Origin of the sequence: Spirosoma endophyticum (genome assembly GCF_900112365.1) — a bacterium.
Lineage (GTDB): Bacteria > Bacteroidota > Bacteroidia > Cytophagales > Spirosomataceae > Spirosoma > Spirosoma endophyticum.
Genome location: NZ_FOLQ01000002.1, coordinates 244,007 through 259,167, shown reverse-complemented (window position 1 = coordinate 259,167; position 15,161 = coordinate 244,007). Strand labels below are relative to the sequence as shown.

The window sequence follows — 15,161 nt, the reverse complement described above, 5'->3', positions numbered from 1 at the left end:
GTACATGGGCAACATAGTCAAATGAGTAGGACACAACCCTAATTGATTACCGAAGGTTGACGCGTCGGGTGGTTCTGGACCACAACCTTACACAGCCTATGTATGAAGGGCTCAAATCCTCACTTTCAGAGCGCTTCGCTGTACCCTTTCAGCCTAACTGAGGTTATGCCTATCAGTGAAGACGTACTAAATTCGAAACGACTATCATGATGAGCCCACATAGTAGGTATTATAGCCCAGATCAGGCTGCTGAACCAACAGGAGCCGGTTTACAACACGAAGCTACTGCTGAGGAACACACCATCGACCTGCCACAGGGTACGGCCGCCATGAGCGATAATGACAACAAGGTTGCTGCGGAGAACGTAATGAGCAGTGAGGACGATGAGCAGAGATGGAGCGATGACGATTCCACCATCCTGGGCGCAGGTGGCCTGTCCGGGGGCCTATCGGGGGATGGCGAGCGGACCGATGAATATGAAGCGGCCGTGATGGGTATAGATGATTAAACCGTGTAGCCAGCGCCTGACCGATCCGGCGAGACGCTGGCTGTGCGAATCCAACCGTCGGTCTTATTCATCATCGTCCAGTTCAACACCCGATTCCATGGCGACTGCTTCATTGTCGGTGGTAGCGGAATGAAATTCTATTAAATCGTAATCCGTTTGATCCAGTGTTGTCTCCTGAGGTTGCTGATTTTCCATACTCTTTTCCAGTGTTTTGAAACTTATTAACACGCCAAATTCCGGCTCCAGCGTAAAGGTGCCTTCACCGGATGTAAAGCTTCACCTTGTAAGGTAATGGTGTCTGCCTATTCTAATCTGCCTTTCCAATGTCTCCTGCAAGGAATCAACCCGTACGTTTTAGCTGATCGTTTACCCGCTTTTCTATGAATGACAATCGTTTAATTATTATTTCCTATCGGCTCCCGTTCTCGTTCAAGACCGAAAATCGGGTGACATCCGTCAAAGCATCAGCGGGCGGGCTGGTAACCGCCGTAAAATCGCTGGACCTGCCGCCTTCGGCTCCGAAACCCGTCTGGGTCGGCTGTGCGGATTTCTCCCAGCGCGTTTGGGAAAAGCATAAGCATCTGGTCAACGATGATTTTGAGTACGTACCGGTTTTTCTGGATAAGACCACCAATAAGGGCTTTTACAACGGCTTTGCGAATTCGGTTCTCTGGCCGCTTTTTCATTATTTCCCCGCGTACATTGACTACCACGATGACTACCTAACGGCCTACAAGGCGGCTAATCAGGCCGTTTGCGACAAAGTGGTTGAGCTTCTGCAACCCGATGATCTGGTCTGGGTGCATGACTATCACTTCCTGCCCCTGCCCATGCTGATTCGGCAGAGTCAGCCCTCGGCGACCATCGGTTTCTTTCTGCATATCCCTTTTCCCTCCTACGAACTCCTCCGCTTGTTGCCGGGAAAATGCCGTTCTTACCTGCTCAATGGGCTGTTAGGTGCTAACCTGGTCGGGTTTCATACTACCGACTACCGGGTTCATTTTCTGCAATCGGTCCGGTTAAGTCTGGGTTTCTCCCACCGGCTGGGCACCATAGTGACTCCTCAAACGAAGGTTCAAACGGGTACCTTCCCCATTGGCATCAACTACAGCTTATTTCATGATGCCAGTGCGGATGAAGAGGTGGTGCAGGAGCGGCTGGACCTGAAACGTTCCTATCCCGATAAAATAATTTTCTCCGTCGACCGCCTGGATTACACAAAGGGGGTTATGCAACGGCTGGACGCGCTGGAAGTGCTGCTAAAGCAACATCCCGACTGGATTGAAAAACTGGTCTTTATTCTGGTTGTCGTACCTTCCCGCGATCAGATTCAAACGTATTGGGAACGGAAGCAAATGATTGAACAGGCCGTCGGGCGGATAAATGGCCAGTTTGGTACGTTGACCTGGCTGCCCATTGTTTACCGCTATTCGGACGTAACGTTTTCTCAATTGGTCGCCCTCTACACGGCCTGTGATATCGCCCTGATTACGCCCGTTCGGGATGGCATGAATCTGGTAGCCAAAGAGTTTGTAGCTTCCCGGCAGGACCAGCAGGGCGTTCTGATCCTGAGTGAACTGACGGGCGCGGCCAATGAACTGGGCGAAGCCCTGTTAGTCAATCCACTGGACGAATACGAGGTTGCCGATCGGTTGCTGTATGCTCTGACGATGCCGCCCGACGAGCAACGGCAACGCATGATTACGATGCAGGCTCGAATTTCAGGGTACGATGTCAGGCAGTGGGCAAATGACTTTATCGACGCTTTGCTAACGACGCAGCAGGCCGATCAAACGGGCCAGGCGGTTGCCCTGGAAGGCAATGAGAGACAAATTCTGCTGGACCAGTATGCCCAGGCCAGGTCCCGGTTAATTGTACTGGATTACGATGGAACGCTGGTCGAGTTTACGCAGGACCCGGAGCTGGCCAGTCCAACGCCTGACGTTCTCAATTGGTTACGTGCGCTAGCGGCTGTCCCTCAGAACAACGTACTTGTGATCAGTGGCCGACCGGAGCAGACGCTGGAGAAATGGCTGGGCCATCTGCCGGTTAACCTTGTCGCTGAACACGGGGCATCCAGCAAACAGAACGGCGTATGGCATCGGAATGAGGGATCAAATGAGGTCTGGAAAGATACGATACGGCCAATACTGGCCGATTTTGTCAGCCGGTGTAAGGGCTCCTTTATTGAAGAAAAAGAAGCCTCTCTGGCCTGGCATTACCGGGGCGTAAGCGAACGAATGGGCTTTGACCGGTCCCGGGAACTGATCGACCTGCTGGAACATCTGTTGCCCACCGAACTCCGGTTACTGGACGGCCAGAAAGTAGTGGAAATAAAGCGAACGGACACGGATAAAGGAAAAATAGCCTACCAGTGGGCAACAGCGCAAGCGTATGACTTTATGCTGGTCATGGGAGACGACCAAACTGACGAAGACATGTTCGCTGCATTAGTGGGTACAACCCCATATACCATCAAAATAGGTACGCAACCAACCTACGCCCACTACCGACTGGACAGCGTAGCACAGGCCCTGGCTCTTTTAGCTGAATTCACCGCTCATACAGAAGCTGCGTATCCGGCTGGTGCGTCCTAGGTTGGTACGTCCAGCCATATACAGCCTCGAACGGCACTTTTTTTAGCCATGTACTTTTTTAATAATCCGCTATGCAGACTAACAATCTTCAAATAAGCTGCTTTGTAGAAGCTCAATGCTCGTTAGGGGAAGGTCCGGTCTGGGACACAGATCGCAATGGCCTGTGGTGGGTCGATATTGTCGGGCAGCAAGTCTACTTTGCTCAGGCCGGGGGGCGCTCGGTCCAGTGCTGGCTCATGCCCGAACCGATTGGCTTTGTCTTGCCTCGTGCCGATGGGCAATTATGGGCCGGTTTACAATCAGGTCTACACCTGTTAACTCTGCCGCCTACGCACACGTTTTCTATCCGGCGGCTGAACTACATTGATACGGACCACCCCTCTATTCGCTTCAATGATGCTACGTTGGATACGGACGGGAATCTTTATGCGACCACTATGGATATGGAGACACAAACGCCTTTAGGTGCGATCATTCGGTATTCGCTTCCAACGTCTGGTCAACGTTTATCCGAGACCGTTCTGGTCAGTAACTTTATGGTTGCCAATGGTCCAGCCCTGTCTCCAGACGGCCAAACGCTCTACATCCTGGAAAGCAGTGGCCATCCTGGTCGCACAAAAGGCATTTGGCGAATGTCTATCGGAGCTGATGGTCGATTGAAGACCGGTACGTTGTTATTCGGCTGGCCCTATGAGGGCTCCCCGGATGGGGGCACTACTGACTCGGCGGGCAACCTGTGGGTGGGGCATTACGGCGGGGACACTATTCGCCAGTATTCCGCCGAAGGCCAGTTGCTACAGGCGATTCAACTTCCGGTGGTCAACCCCACTAAAGTAGCCATCCATCCGGATGGAACCCTCTTCGTCACCAGTGCCCGGGAAGGAGCCTCCAACCAGCAACTAATCGATTATCCCTTAACGGGTAGCGTATTAAAAATACAGCTTGGTTAACTGACCTGTCTTTCGTTCTCAACGGTATGACTGTAACGCATCGATCAAACCTAAAAGCGGTCCGGTACTTCGTTATTGACTGAGTCCGTCGAACAGCTACCAATAAATTCAGGTTTTTCGGCTGAAAAATGATCCTAATTAACCGTTAAGTACCCAACATCATGGGAGACAAAACGCTGGAAAAAGTTGAAAAAGAATACGAAGATCAACGTATTACCGATAACCAGGTTAATGGAACCGGTCACGGCAGCAAAGGCAATGGACGTAGTTCCACCTCCCATAAAAGTTCCTCAAAAAGCAGCCGAAGTGCGGGTGGATCAACGGGAGGCAGCAAATCGGGACGTAATAAATAGAGCGTTAACCCAGTACAGCAATGAACTAATCTGTCAAGTACTACGCCCCGCAAAGTAACAGCGGCAATAGTCCTAAAAACCAGCAGGGAGAAGGGCGGGCTGGCAAATCAGGTAATTGGCAACGCTCAACGAAGAAGACCACCGAAAAAAGCGATCCGGATAAAGTCGAGCCAACCAAGGCCAACGCAAACCCTGTGGATTGACGCCTGGCAAGGTCTGCCAATGGCAGACCTTGCCTTTTCAACAATACGCCGGAAGTTATTAGACGAAGCCAAACCAGGTGAGAACGTGATAAGTCGGTAAAGAGCCCATGGGTATAATAGCGGCTCCCATTCACGAGTAAACGTAACGACGTGTCCTAGTCAAGTTTTAACGGCGGGCCAACCACCTGCATCTGGTTGGCACCGAATATCTTGGCAACCTCCTCTTTGGAAGGTTCATGATCCAGAGCCGCCATCGTGACAAAGAAATTTTCCAGTTTACCCGCTGGCTGGAGAATCACCATCATTTTGCCTTTGTCAGCTACCTGAGTCCAGGCATGAGGCACTTTGCGAGGCAGAAAGATGCTTTCGCCCACGTTTAATTCATATTTTTCATCACCTACCTGAAAGACATACTTCCCGTCCAGTACATAAAAAACTTCATCCTGATCGGGATGCACGTGCAAAGGTGTTCCTTTCCCAGGTGATAGCGACGTTTGCTCAAAAATCGCCAGATCACCCGCCGTATCACTTCCAGAAATTTTCACATCCAATACGTTCGCGTTGACGCCTTTAAGCTGAATATGGCCGTGTAATCGGCCTTCGCCAGCCTTGGCTTTAAAGCTTCTGGTCCGCTGGAATGGTTTTAGAAATCTGGCGAAAACAGGGGTGGTTGCCAGACTGAGGAGGGCTGTCATAAATCGGTTTCTGTTCATAGTTGTACCTGTATGGTGAAGGGGTTGTGTTTCCAGAGTGAAATCGCGGTCATTTCCAGCAGGAAAATAGAACAGAATCAAGGGGCAGATCGGGCAAAGATAGCTTCAACCCGGGCGAGCGGAGTTCCAGTAATTCTTCTGGCTTTAGGAATATCAAGACGGTCGAACCAGGCATCCTCAAAATTGACGTGCAGGACTGATACGTACGGCGAATAGCAGCTGTTGCTGTGAGGTTCCTGACTATGATGGTAGGTCAAAGAACCCGCGCTCAGGCTTCGTTCCTGTCGCTTATAAGATTCAATGAGCCCAGTAGAGATAAAGGCAAAATAAGGCTTTTCGTAATAATGCCAGGAACAGCTACGGGGGTTGTGATAGGCCGATTGAACGAGGGTCAATCCGTTTACTGCTATCTCCCTTCTCGTTACTAAAAATAACGTTCTTTTTGTCAGAATATCCATAACCGTTTACAGACAATAAACTAAGCTACAGTATATCCGCCTTACCTGATGAAGTCTTTTATTCACCGGTTTGTTCTTTTACCCATCTAATTCAGCGAGGCTTGGATTTATCTCAGGTCGTTAAAATGAGCAAACGAAATTACGCATAGCTTTTGATAGCCTTCCTTCCATACCGTTCAGTTAAACGTCCCAATGATTTTTAGGATAAGATAAGTTACAAAGTACTCCATTACGCTGTTAAGCTCTTATTTTCTGTCAATTTTTCGATTATCTGTTCAGCCGAAAACCACTCATTGTACCGAAAAATCGGCTATTTATACTGATTACCTGCTCACCTTTCCGCTATGTTTGCCCCAACCAAAAACTATGAACAGATTCATTGCAAAAAACGATTTAAATTTTTTTATCAAAAAGAAAAGCATAGAACAAAGTACTCTTTGACTTAAAACAAAACCTTGTATTATGTCACAAAATACAGTATCATTCAAGTATCAATTAGAAAAAGAACAACCCAAAATATTACCAGGTGGTATAACACGAGGAGCATCTGTTAAAGAATTTCCAGCCTCGCAAAACCTTGCCGGAGTAAGCATGCACTTAGACTCCGGAGCCATTCGAGAAATGCATTGGCACGCAAATGCCGCCGAATGGGGCTATGTCGTTAACGGGCAAATGCGTACCACATTAATCGACCCCCAGGGAAACGTATATGTAGATCTATTCAATACAGGTGATGTTTGGTATTTTCCCCGTGGATTCGGCCATTGCTTACAATGCGTTGGTACAACAGCCTGTCATTTCATTTTAATCTTTGACAATGGCGATTTCTCCGAAGACCATACCTTTAGTGTAACCGATTTTATCAGTTCAGTACCCGCTGATGTGGCCGCAAAATGCCTGGGCATTACAGAAGCAGAAGTAGCTCAGCTTCCACAAAAAGAAATGTATTTTGCCAACTGCGAATTGCCCAGCGTACACAATGGCATAGCACAAACGCGAAAAACCAACGACCTCACCACCACACATCGCTATCCCTTAGAAGCCCAAATGCCCATCATCATTCCCGGCTGCGGTACACAGCGGATCGTTTCACAAAACGAATTTCCCGTTGCCGCTACTATTACAGGAACCCTGTTTGAAATTGAGCCGGGCTGTATGCGGGAAATGCATTGGCATCCCAACGCTGATGAGTGGCAATATTACCTACAAGGCAAAGCAGAAATGGGTGTTTTTTTGGCCGAACAAACCTTCATAAAAGACGAATTTGAAAAAGGCGATATTGGCTACGTACCAATGGGCGCCGGTCATTACATCAAAAACATTGGCCAAGAAGTACTCATTGTCTTAATAGGGTTTAACAATGGTAAATACGAATCCATTGACTTGAGCGCCTGGATTGCCGGCAATCCCTCAGATATATTAAAAGGCAATTTTATGGCCAATGATGCACTGGTTGCTAAATTTCCAAAAGCCGACCGGTTTATAGTATAGTCCCATTTTGTTCATGCCTGCCTTAAAAAATGATACCACCATTGCCACCGGATTGCTAAGCCTAATCGCTGGCATTACCGATGCCTTTGTGTACCAGCTCAGTGCCATTTTTCCCGCAAATATGACCGGTAACTTTGTGGTATTTGCTATAGATAGTTCAAAAGGACATGTAGATGCCGCCTTTCTTAAACTAGTCGCTTTAGTCAGTTTCGTGCTGGGCATTGTAGTCGTCTATACTATTTTATATCAACTTAAACTAACTAAAAATGCCATACGATCCATCATCATTTTACACGCAAGTATTTTAGTCGCATTGGCCCTTTGCTTTATCTTTACTGTATCGCTCTCCATACCTGTACTTATCATTTGTAGCACCGTAGCTATGGGCATGCAAGGCGCATTTGCGGAAGAAATAGGCGTCAGTACACCCACCCTAGTTTTAACAGGGAATATCACGAAGCTATTCAGTAGCGAAATGGCTATTTTTTATGAAAAACGTGGCCAGGAAAAAGTAGTTCAAACCAAACGTCCAACTCGTCAATTAGTAGTTTGCATTGGGTACTTCGCCGGAGCTGCTTTATCCGTTTTGCCTAAAAATAGGGTGCCTTTTATTTGGCTATTTGTGGTGCTCCTTTGGCTGATTTATTACGTTAAATTTTTTAGAAAAGAAAAATCAAACCAACTATTTACATCTTAACGCCTAATTGAGGAATATTCTCAGTATAACTATTTGACAGTCAGCCATTTTTTGAATTTACTTAATTGTTGTAATCGCCTGAAAATTGACCGGAAGTGCCCAAAATTAATTTTGAACGGAATTTTCAAGCCTCAGTTAGTTTCGATTATTTTTGGGTGATAAGATTAGGCCCACCTCTCAAAAATTACTGGAGGAATGGGACTAATCATGAACCAACGTATATTAAGGGATTGATGACCAAATATTTCACCGCACATACGCGGTTCCATGCAAGTCAAGTTACTGACTTTATTAGCTTTCTAAATGCTTGTTTTCCTATACACCATCCTCATTTTTAACTGACCATTTCGGTCAATGAATGGGGCAATTAATTGTACTTGTCAGGCACTTAATCGATACTAGTTAATTAGTTGGGGTAATTCAATTTTAAACTAAAATCGTCCACGAACACATCCGGTTGATTTCCGGACAAGACACCCCTTTACTGTAAATGAAACTGTACTAAGGGATCGGCGCAAGCAACCGATTCGCTGGATACATCCTCCGCTTCTTCTAGGGGAAAGAATAACAACATGCCACAACCGATAGCCATACCAACAGCCGCAATTTTCAGTACCGTCAAGGTAGTAACCAGTTCTGATAAGTAGCCCCAACCCAGACTCGATAGGGCGATACTACCCTGGAATACCGTTACGTTGATGGCCAAAAAGCGCCCTTTCAATTCAGTAGGCGAGTATTGCTGGGCGAGCACATTCATCATGGAGGTCGCATTTATCCAGCCGATACCGGTTATAAATAAGATACCAAGGAGTAGATAAAAATTGGCCGTCAGCGATAAAAGGAAGAGGCATATGGCCACTAATTCACAACTGAAAAATATGAGTTGGGTCGCTTTTAAATAGCGGTTCCCAATGCCGTATAAATAGCTCCCCACCAAAGCGCCAATACCCAGACTAACCCACAACCAAGTATACTGGCCGCTATTCTGCTTCCATTCGTATTTCGACAGCTGCGGCAGAAAGGCGAAAAGAATGCTGACAAACGCCGTGAATGAAATGGTTCTGATCAGCAGATGGCGAAAGGGCTTTGATCTGTTTGCTGCCTGCAAGCCTGCAATGGCCGTTTTTCGAAACTCAATGGATTTTACCGGTGAAACAGCATTCTTCCAGCGGTAAAGGCCACCGATTAAGAACAGGAAGGAGACGGCATTGAACACAAAAATGGATTGAATACCCCCAAGGGTTAAAATGATGCCGCCTAAAGCGGGACCAACAGCTCGGGCCAGATTAAAATTGACCCCATTCAAGGCAATGGCTTCTTTTAATCGGGCTGGCGTGATGACCTCTGGGGTGATTGCCTGCCAGATGGGCGTTGTAAAAGCAGCGCCGAGGCCAATTAAAAAGGTGAAAAAAATCAGCAAATGGATGCCAAGGAGGTGCATCTCGGTGAAGAGAGAAAGAAGCATGACCACCACGAAAAGAAATACTTGCAGCGCCATTAATAATTTACGCCTATCCGACTGGTCTGAAATGACGCCCGCAGGATAGCTAAAAAACAGGGCAGGCAAGGAGGAGGCTGTTTGAATCAATGAGATCATCAAGGGCGATGTTGTCAGCGTGGCGGCTACCCAACTTACCCCTACATTTTGCATCCAGGTTCCCACATTGGAGATAAAGGCCGCTACCCAAAGAGTCCGAAACAACTCTTCCTGAAAGGGCGAAAAGATACTGGTCGATTTAGACTGGCTCATAAAAAGGGCTCGCTGATTGTAGAATCATAGGTTCAAGCGGGCTATCGCTTATACTATCTCTGATAAATGCTTGTAGTTAGCTTTCACGGTATCCAGTACCTCGTCCATACGGCCACCCAGCATGAGTTTGCTCATGGCCAGCGTATACCCTTTGACCTGATCCCATTCTACTTTTGGGGGCATCGCTAAGGAAGCTGGATTCGTAAAAACATCGATCAGAACCGGCCCCTCTTCGGCAAACGCTTCGGTTAACGCCTTATTCAGGTCGGCAGGTTGACGAACAGTAATGCCTTTGAAGCCCATGGCCTGAGCCACTAAGGCGAAATCAGGGTTTACCATATCGGTTTCATTATCCGGCAGCCCTTGCACCTCCATCTCCAGCTTGACCATGCCCAACGCCCGGTTGTTAAACACAATCACTTTTATCGGCAGACGATATTGCTGGATCGTGGCCAGATCGCCCAATAGCATAGAGAGGCCCCCATCGCCACAGAAGGCAATGACTTGTCTGCCCGGATACGTTAGTGACGCCCCAATGGCCATGGGCATCGCATTCGCCATGGAACCATGATTAAAAGAACCCAACAAGCGTCGTTTGCCCGTGGCCTGTATGTAGCGGGCACCCCAAACGCAACACATACCCGTATCGACCGTAAAAATCGCGTCGTCGCTGGCCAGATTATTGATTGAAGCGGCTACGAATTCCGGACTAATGGCGTTTGTACCGCCTTCATCCTCTACATAGGTATGCAAGTGACGTTTCACCGTATCGTACAAGCTCAGTTGGGCTCTTAGAAAACTGTCATCTACCTTTTCGTTGATCAGGGGCAGAAGAGCGACCAGCGAGTCGTTGATTTTACCACAAAGGCCCATGGCCAGCTTGGCCCGTCGGCCAAGCCGTTCCGGCTTCTCATCAATCTGAATGATTTTATTTTTGACCGGCATGAAGGGTGTGTACGGAAAATCGGTCCCTAATAACAGAACGACATCGGCCTCGTGCATACTGTGGTAAGCGGAGGGCAAGCCCAGCAGCCCGGTCATGCCTACTTCGTACGGATTATCATATTGAATGCCCATCTTACCCCGGAACGAATAACCGACGGGTGCCTTCAATAAAGCGGCCAGGGCGATGACCTGCTGGTGTGCCTGAGCGGCCCCAATGCCGCAATAAATGGCGACTTTGGTTCCTGAATTAAGTAAATGGGCAACTTGCACTAAATCGGCGTCGGTAGGCCGCATCACCACCTCAGTCCGGTAATTGTGCATGGCGCTGGGACTTTCCACAGCGTCCAGAGCGGCTACATCACCAGGGAGTCCGAACACGGCCACACCTTTCACGTGAAGCGCGTGTTGAATGGCCGCCTGCAACATACGGGGAGCCTGGGTAGCCGTGGTCGCGATTTGGTTGTAGCCACTGCAATCGTCAAATAGCCGTATGGTATTGGTGGACTGAAAATAATCGGTACCAAATTCGGATGTATCTATCGTTGACGCAATGGCAATGACCGGAACGCCGGAGCGATGGGCATCATACAGCCCGTTGATCAAATGAACATGCCCTGGCCCGCAGCTACCGGCGCAACAGGCTAATCCCTCCAGTTCGGCTTCGGCGGCAGCCGCGTAGGCACCCGCTTCTTCGTGGCGAACGTGTATCCATTTGATTTTACCGTTTCGGCGCACGGCATCGTTTAGTTCATTGAGACTATCACCTGCTACAGCGTAGATGCGTTTTACGCCGTTTTCGAACAGCATGTCAACAAGTTGATCCGCTATCTTTTTAGCCATTCCGTTATTTGATTAGTTTGTAATCAGCTCCGTCGTAGGCTGCCTGACTGGCCTCCACGTTTAACTCGAATGGCTCCATTCTCAGTAAATATGTTTAGGTACTCCCTCAGACGTAGTTGAATCCAGCGACATTTTTCTCCTAGGATTGCCGGTACAAACCTATCGATTACCCATGCAATCGATGCGGTACAAATTGAGGGTATTGCAGTAAAAAGCGTGGTTTTTGGCCAGGCAGCTTGCCTCTTATGTAGGCTTGATCAGCGGAGTAGGACCTCAGTAAACCCCTCAATTTTTACTGCAATACCCTCATTTTGTACCGCTTTCGTAGTTCGCACGTCCAGTATATTTGCCTACCGGTTTGGCGATTACGATCTACACCAGCCGGGTATACAACGAGCTAAACATGCCCGAGATGAACAATGACAAAAGGATATGGCTTACCTATTCCTGGTTGATCATATCCTTGGTTGCCATCGCCTTAACGATTGAAACGATCCGGGCCCAATCTCCAGCCGTTCGAAAAATAGCACCGTTTAAAGAGCTGCGTTTTGATGAAACGTATGCCTACCTGGCAACTGACTCCTTACGAACCAATGCTTATGAACGAGTGAAATTTATTCCCCTGAGCACCAACCGGAAAGCGTATCTCTCCCTGGGTGGCGAAGCGCGGACGGAGATAGCTCGGTTTGGCGGTGAAGACTGGGGCGAAGGAAATGAAGGAAATGTAACGTTCTGGCTTCAGCGCTACCAGCTTCACGCAGATATACATCTGGGATGGCGGTTAAGGGTATTTGGTCAGTTAAGAAGCGGTCTGGAACAGGGACGGCGAACAGGCCCCCGCCCCATTGATGAAGACCAGTTAAACGTTCAACTCCTCTTCGCCGATTACACGATTGGTAACGCAAATAAGTCATCCTCCATTCGGGTGCGGTTTGGGCGGCAAGAGATTAATTACGGTTCAGAACGTTTCATTTCCGTTCGCGATGGCCCTAACCTTCGGCTATCGTTCGACGGCTTAACGATCAGATACGTTGGTACTGGCTGGCAGGCGGATGCGCTACTGATGCAGTCGATTCAGGTACCCCCCGGCCTACTAGATAACTACCGGAGTGGTCAGATAAATTTATGGGGCATTTATGCTACTCGACAAGGGCAAGATGCAACGAATCATCTGGATTGGTATTACCTGGGGGTGTTCCGCCCACGTGCCATTTATAAAGATGGTCAGGCCACTGAAACACGGCATACGGTGGGCGCTCGGCTATGACGACTTGGCAGCCGGTTCACGCATGATCTGGAAGGAGCGTTTCAATGGGGTAGTTTTGGCCAGCAGTCAATTATCGCCTGGACGTTGTCATCTGACCTTAGCTATACCCTTAACCTTAATACGTCTCGGCAATGGCGACCCGTTCTCGGGCTCCGAACTGATGTGATTAGCGGAGACCACCAGGCGGGAGATGACAAGCTTCAAACGTTTAACGCGCTTTATCCGAAAGGTGGGTATTTCGGGTTCGATCCGCAAATTGGTCCGGCGAACCTCATTGATGTGCATCCCTATTTAAATGTGGGTATTAGCAGCAAACTGGTTCTTGGAGCCGAAGTAATCTGTAATTGGCGCTATTCTCTGGGCGATGGTATCTACCGGCCTAGTGGCGGTTTTCGCCAGGGAGCAGTAGGGTCAGATAGCCGATATATCGCCACGGCTTATCTACTAAAGGCTACATACCAAATTAATACTTTTATTAGTTTCAGTGGCGGTATACAGCGGTCTGTAATCGGTTCCTTTCTGCGGGATTTAGGAGCCGATCAATCCGGCCTGTTCAGTAATGTTCGGCTTCAGGTATATTTTTAATTAATTACTCCTAACTAGCTATTCGTATGACTTATTCACGAATGTCATTGTCTGTACAACCGGTACACTTATTTTTTAGCTTCTTACTGATCGTGCCAGGATCATTTAGCGCGGTTACAGCGCAAAACACTAAATCTATTGGTGGCACAACCGCTATAGGCACAGCCCAAACGATTGGTAAAGTTGGCAATACCGTAGCGGTGGAGCTAAAAGTTGCCGGCCCATCCGGTCAAAAAACGCCCTTGCAGATTGCCTGTTTATTTGAGTACACCGAAGGCGATATATTTAACTCACCACCTGCCCTGCCCGCTTCGGTTAATGGTATGGTCCATTTAGATCAAGCTTTACACGGACTCATTACGGAGGTTCGCAAAAGCGGTCGATTTCAAGGACATGCCCTCGAAACGTTGCTGATCACCCCATCGCCAGGGGTAATTCCAGCGACAAAGCTGCTGTTGATAGGTCTAGGTGACCGTACTAAATTTACGCCTGAACTCATGAAGCAAGTCACAACAGTAGGTTATCGGGAAGCCAGTCGGCTCGGTGTCGACAGCTACTCGCAAGCCAGCGACCTGAAAGATGCTGGCATTGATTCCCCTACAACAGAGGTTGCCAAACAAATAATTGACGGGCTGTCGGCGGCATACCAGACCCAACTTTACTTATATCAACATAAGCTTAGTTCGCCATCGCCCGTTCGAAAACTGACAATCCTGGCTGGCCCAGCCTTCTTTGACATTACCAAACAGGGCCTTACCGATGCACTGATTAACTTATCTCAAAATTGAACCTAAGCTACTGAGTATGATTGAACGTAAACTGAAAACCCGCAAATATGTAAGCACCCTTGAATACCGAGGACAACTTGAGATGGACAGCTTTAGCCAATTTCGTCCAATAAAAGGGTGGTTAAAATAAATTACTTTGTTAAAAGCCCCTGTAAATTAATAGGTTACTAATGGGCTATTGTCTTTTAGAATCGTCCATGAACCCCTCCGATTAGTCCAGCAAACACACGATACGCAGCGATAAGTAGTTCCATTTAGCTGGCTACAACAGGCTATAATCCGGATCATTAGACCCTGTTTTCTGGCATCTATACCAGCGATTTATTGCCTTTCAACAATGAATAGCCATTCGCCCCATTCCAGATTTCTCTTCTCGCCCGTATAGGGAGAAAATTGATCGACTCGAACTTGATTTAATCGACCATTTGTAGCCCAGACTTGGTCGGGCAAAAACCGCCTGGGCACAGTCACACTGACCCCATTGGAAGGAAGTACCGGCATCACTAACAGGAACAGGAAGGGTAAACGCACTTTGGTCCGTCTCATCAATCTTCTTCGTTTGTAGCCTTTTTTAAATCTACTAGTCGCAAAAACCCAATACGAGCTACTCGGCTAAGCGGATCATTGTCCTTAGGTGCAGAATAAAGGGTTAGGGTGCGAACTCAACTGAAATCTCCTTTCGCAGGCATTAAGCTTCTTAGTAGCAATCAGCCTTATACCATTTAACTCTAGCACGAGCCTTGAACAGACTTGTTCAATATTCCCGAAATAGGTTGTTTAGTCACCATCAACGTAGTTGGTGAGAGGTTACTTTTCCCCGCTGACAGCGGCCCGGTTGACATACAGGGTCGCCACCAGGCATTAGTTCCGACGCGGCTAAGTCAGGAACTAAGTCTCGATAAATCCTGGCTGCCCGGCCAAATCGAGGCCACGAAAAAGTGGGTGGCTGCCGGGAGCATACCTACTTGCAGCAGCCACAATAGCTAGCTATAGCGAAGTTAGAAACAGGCCATAC

Annotated in this window: 12 protein-coding genes and 1 pseudogene; 8 read left to right on the top strand and 5 right to left on the bottom strand. The window is 48.1% G+C overall.

The window, feature by feature from the left end; genetic code table 11:
• Positions 1 to 206 precede the first annotated feature (206 nt).
• Positions 207 to 509, top strand: coding sequence for a hypothetical protein (locus BM202_RS06120; RefSeq protein WP_093824060.1), 303 nt, complete (start codon positions 207 to 209; stop codon positions 507 to 509).
• A gap of 63 nt (positions 510 to 572) precedes the next feature.
• Here BM202_RS06120 and BM202_RS38680 read toward each other — a convergent pair whose 3' ends face one another.
• Positions 573 to 704, bottom strand: a complete 132-nt coding sequence (locus tag BM202_RS38680; RefSeq protein ID WP_262507662.1) for a hypothetical protein — start codon at positions 702 to 704, stop codon at positions 573 to 575.
• 185 nt (positions 705 to 889) lie between these two features.
• Between BM202_RS38680 and BM202_RS06115 the strand changes: the two genes are divergently transcribed.
• The 3 genes from BM202_RS06115 to BM202_RS06105 all read left to right on the top strand — a co-directional run bounded on the left by BM202_RS06115 (position 890) and on the right by BM202_RS06105 (position 4,409).
• Positions 890 to 3,106, top strand: a complete 2,217-nt coding sequence (locus BM202_RS06115; protein ID WP_093824058.1) for a bifunctional alpha,alpha-trehalose-phosphate synthase (UDP-forming)/trehalose-phosphatase — start codon at positions 890 to 892, stop codon at positions 3,104 to 3,106.
• 71 nt (positions 3,107 to 3,177) lie between these two features.
• Positions 3,178 to 4,056: an SMP-30/gluconolactonase/LRE family protein gene (locus BM202_RS06110; protein ID WP_093824056.1), complete on the top strand. Its 879-nt coding sequence runs from the start codon at positions 3,178 to 3,180 to the stop codon at positions 4,054 to 4,056.
• A 161-nt stretch (positions 4,057 to 4,217) separates the two neighbouring features.
• On the top strand, positions 4,218 to 4,409 hold the full coding sequence (locus BM202_RS06105) for a hypothetical protein (RefSeq protein ID WP_093824054.1): 192 nt from the start codon (positions 4,218 to 4,220) through the stop codon (positions 4,407 to 4,409).
• A 358-nt stretch (positions 4,410 to 4,767) separates the two neighbouring features.
• Here BM202_RS06105 and BM202_RS06095 read toward each other — a convergent pair whose 3' ends face one another.
• Positions 4,768 to 5,325 (bottom strand): cupin domain-containing protein, encoded by a 558-nt coding sequence (locus tag BM202_RS06095; protein ID WP_093825136.1) that lies wholly within the window; start codon positions 5,323 to 5,325, stop codon positions 4,768 to 4,770.
• A 920-nt stretch (positions 5,326 to 6,245) separates the two neighbouring features.
• Here BM202_RS06095 and BM202_RS06085 point away from each other — a divergent pair.
• Positions 6,246 to 7,274 carry a cupin domain-containing protein gene (locus tag BM202_RS06085; RefSeq protein WP_093824051.1) on the top strand — a complete coding sequence of 343 codons (1,029 nt, stop codon included), beginning with the start codon at positions 6,246 to 6,248 and terminating at the stop codon, positions 7,272 to 7,274.
• Between the two features lie 13 nt (positions 7,275 to 7,287).
• Entirely contained in the window at positions 7,288 to 7,971 is a 684-nt protein-coding gene (locus BM202_RS06080; RefSeq protein WP_093824049.1) for a YoaK family protein, read from the top strand.
• Between the two features lie 481 nt (positions 7,972 to 8,452).
• On the opposite strand, the gene BM202_RS06075 is transcribed toward BM202_RS06080, so the two are convergent.
• Positions 8,453 to 9,721 carry an MFS transporter gene (locus BM202_RS06075; protein WP_093824047.1) on the bottom strand — a complete coding sequence of 423 codons (1,269 nt, stop codon included), beginning with the start codon at positions 9,719 to 9,721 and terminating at the stop codon, positions 8,453 to 8,455.
• Positions 9,722 to 9,769: 48 nt separating this feature from the next.
• Complete coding sequence (locus BM202_RS06070) at positions 9,770 to 11,506, bottom strand: thiamine pyrophosphate-dependent enzyme (protein WP_093824045.1); 1,737 nt, start codon at positions 11,504 to 11,506, stop codon at positions 9,770 to 9,772.
• 403 nt (positions 11,507 to 11,909) lie between these two features.
• Here BM202_RS06070 and BM202_RS38130 point away from each other — a divergent pair.
• Positions 11,910 to 13,358 (top strand): annotated as a pseudogene (locus BM202_RS38130) (alginate export family protein).
• A gap of 26 nt (positions 13,359 to 13,384) precedes the next feature.
• Positions 13,385 to 14,146, top strand: coding sequence for a M17 family peptidase N-terminal domain-containing protein (locus BM202_RS06055; protein WP_218160520.1), 762 nt, complete (start codon positions 13,385 to 13,387; stop codon positions 14,144 to 14,146).
• Between the two features lie 321 nt (positions 14,147 to 14,467).
• Here the strand turns inward: BM202_RS06055 and BM202_RS36570 are convergent, their stop codons facing one another.
• Positions 14,468 to 14,692 (bottom strand): hypothetical protein, encoded by a 225-nt coding sequence (locus BM202_RS36570; RefSeq protein WP_143100639.1) that lies wholly within the window; start codon positions 14,690 to 14,692, stop codon positions 14,468 to 14,470.
• Positions 14,693 to 15,161 lie beyond the last annotated feature (469 nt).

Coding starts and splice junctions, on each gene's coding strand:
- BM202_RS06120 (WP_093824060.1), top strand. CDS start 207: ATGATGAGCCCACATAGTAGGTATTATAGCCCAGATCAGGCTGCTGAA.
- BM202_RS38680 (WP_262507662.1), bottom strand. CDS start 704: ATGGAAAATCAGCAACCTCAGGAGACAACACTGGATCAAACGGATTAC.
- BM202_RS06115 (WP_093824058.1), top strand. CDS start 890: ATGAATGACAATCGTTTAATTATTATTTCCTATCGGCTCCCGTTCTCG.
- BM202_RS06110 (WP_093824056.1), top strand. CDS start 3,178: ATGCAGACTAACAATCTTCAAATAAGCTGCTTTGTAGAAGCTCAATGC.
- BM202_RS06105 (WP_093824054.1), top strand. CDS start 4,218: ATGGGAGACAAAACGCTGGAAAAAGTTGAAAAAGAATACGAAGATCAA.
- BM202_RS06095 (WP_093825136.1), bottom strand. CDS start 5,325: ATGAACAGAAACCGATTTATGACAGCCCTCCTCAGTCTGGCAACCACC.
- BM202_RS06085 (WP_093824051.1), top strand. CDS start 6,246: ATGTCACAAAATACAGTATCATTCAAGTATCAATTAGAAAAAGAACAA.
- BM202_RS06080 (WP_093824049.1), top strand. CDS start 7,288: ATGCCTGCCTTAAAAAATGATACCACCATTGCCACCGGATTGCTAAGC.
- BM202_RS06075 (WP_093824047.1), bottom strand. CDS start 9,721: ATGAGCCAGTCTAAATCGACCAGTATCTTTTCGCCCTTTCAGGAAGAG.
- BM202_RS06070 (WP_093824045.1), bottom strand. CDS start 11,506: ATGGCTAAAAAGATAGCGGATCAACTTGTTGACATGCTGTTCGAAAAC.
- BM202_RS06055 (WP_218160520.1), top strand. CDS start 13,385: ATGACTTATTCACGAATGTCATTGTCTGTACAACCGGTACACTTATTT.
- BM202_RS36570 (WP_143100639.1), bottom strand. CDS start 14,692: ATGAGACGGACCAAAGTGCGTTTACCCTTCCTGTTCCTGTTAGTGATG.